This window comes from Muribaculum sp. (assembly GCF_029051885.1).
Taxonomy (GTDB): Bacteria; Bacteroidota; Bacteroidia; order Bacteroidales; family Muribaculaceae; genus Muribaculum.
In genome coordinates this window covers 1-2,234 of the sequence record NZ_JAIDKI010000071.1, presented here as the reverse complement: position 1 = coordinate 2,234, position 2,234 = coordinate 1, and the positions used below count along the sequence as shown (strand labels likewise).

Below are 2,234 nucleotides of genomic sequence, written 5' to 3'. Positions count from 1 at the left end.
GGTACATATAGTAGCTTGTGGTGGCGTTGTTGCCGAGCGAGCCGTATGATGCTCTCAGTTTCAGATTGTCGAGCCATGAGCGGGTTGCCTTCATGAAGGATTCTTCCGATATGCGCCATCCTGCCGATACCGACGGGAAGTAGCCCCAGCGGTGGCCCGGTGCGAATTTCGATGAACCGTCGGCACGGAAGTTTGCCTCAAGCATGTATTTGTCGTCCCACGACAGGTTGATGCGGCCGAAGTAGGAGCGCATGGCCCATTCTGTATAATTACCGGTGATGTTTCCATTGGTGGTACCGCCGTCAATAGCGGTCATGGAGTCATCGATGAGGTCATATTTGAGGAATGATTCGCTCTCGTTCTTATTGTATTCCTGGCTTGCTCCAAGCAGTACTGACCCTTCGAACTTACCTTTTGTAAGCGTATAGTGTGCGGTAATCTCGGATGAGCGGAATGTATTGGCGTAGTTGCGGCGGCGGATGTAGGTGCGCACTACACCTTCGCGTATCAGCACCGGTCCGTCGGCTGTGAATCGATAGAGATTGCGGTCGGTGAGATGATGTTCCTCACGGCGTGTCCAGTAATTGTAGGAATATGAGCCTTGTATTACGAGGCCTTTCAGCGGCTGGATGCGGGCGAAGAGTTTTGCCACGGTGCGGCGTGTCTTTGTGGGGAATTCATCTTTGTAGAACCACTGGCGTCGGTAGGGATTGAAATTGCTTACATTCTCTTCTTCAGGATTCTGGATGCCTCCGTAGAGTCCGGTAGCAGGGTCGTATAGGGTCATGCCGGGCACGGTGTTGAACGCTCCCGACCCGAATATCACATCGCCTCCTTTGGTGGCGTTGTCGGCCGACGGGTTGTTGGAATCGATATATCCGAACAGGTTGGTGCCTAAGGTAAGCCATGGCTTTACGTTGACCTCCAGGTTGGTGCGCAACTGGTAGCGGGAGTAGTCGGTATGATATATCATGCCGGGATTGTCGACATATCCGAACGACATGTTATAGCGTACTCGCTTGCTTCCTCCGGTGAGTGATACATTATGGTTCTGCACTACCGAGGGGTTTCGGTATATGTGGTCCTGCCAGTCGGTGTTGGGGTATATGGTAGGGTTGCGCCCGGCGTCGTTGCGCCATTCGTCGATTTTGCCTTGCGAGAAGCGCGGAGCCTGTCCGTTGGCTATGAGGCCTGCGTTCTGAATCTCCATGAAATCGGCATAGTCGGTAACGAGGTTGAGGCGTTTCGCCACTGTCTCAAACGATATGTTGCCGCTGTATGTCACACTGGGGCGTGACTCTACACCTTGGCGGGTGGTTATCAGTATTACGCCATTGGCAGCTCTCGAGCCGTAGATAGCCGATGATGCTGCATCCTTTAGAATGGATATGTTCTCGATATCCTGGGGATTTACATCGCTGATGGCTATGCCTGTCATTCCGTCGACCACAACAAGAGGCGCGGCATCGTTAAGAGTGCCTTGTCCGCGCACGCGTATTGTCTGCGACTCATAGCCGGGAGTATTTCCACCGGCGTTGGTGACGGTAAGGCCGGAAGCCAGTCCGGCAAGTGCGTTGGTGGCATTCGTGAGTGGTCGGTCGGCGAGGGTCGATGCATTTATTGACGACACGGAGCCGGTAAGGTTGACTTTTCGCTGTGTGGCGTAGCCCACTACGACTACTTCGTCGAGTGTCGACTTTATCTCATGCATTACCACGGTGTAGATTGATGTGCCTTCCTTGAGGCGCATCTCTACCGGATTGAATCCGATGTACGACACCTCAATCTCCGATGGATATTTTACATCAGAGAGTGTGAACTGTCCGGACACATCGGTATCGGTAGCTCCGGTAGAGGCTCCGCTTAGCTTTACGATTGCGCCGATTATCGGCTCGCCCGTAGCGTCGGTTACTGTGCCTCGTACGGTTGTCGACACCGTTTTGGAAGCCGTGGCATTTATGCTGTCGGCCGGGTTTTCAGAGGCGTAAATGTGTGCTGTTCCTGTAAAAAGGCAGAATACGAATGAAAGACAGACAAATGTTATTCCTTTCATATAAACAGATTAGTGTGTGAGACTCAGCAAATATAGCAGGTTGACCAATCCGTTCAAAAAATGTGTTAATGGAAAGCGTAAAAGTGATAATAAAAGTGAGAGAGTGTTTAAGAGCTTGTTTAATAATAAATGTTACCGTCAGGGCGGTCATTCGTCGAGCAGATTTTCGCTTGTGATAAGG

The 2,234-nt window shown here is 51.6% G+C and carries 1 protein-coding gene; it reads right to left on the bottom strand.

The features are described 5' to 3' along the window. The coding region (locus K2I50_RS02955; RefSeq protein ID WP_301024760.1) for a SusC/RagA family TonB-linked outer membrane protein at positions 1-2,053 on the bottom strand (2,053 nt) is incomplete at its 3' end. Positions 2,054-2,234 lie beyond the last annotated feature (181 nt).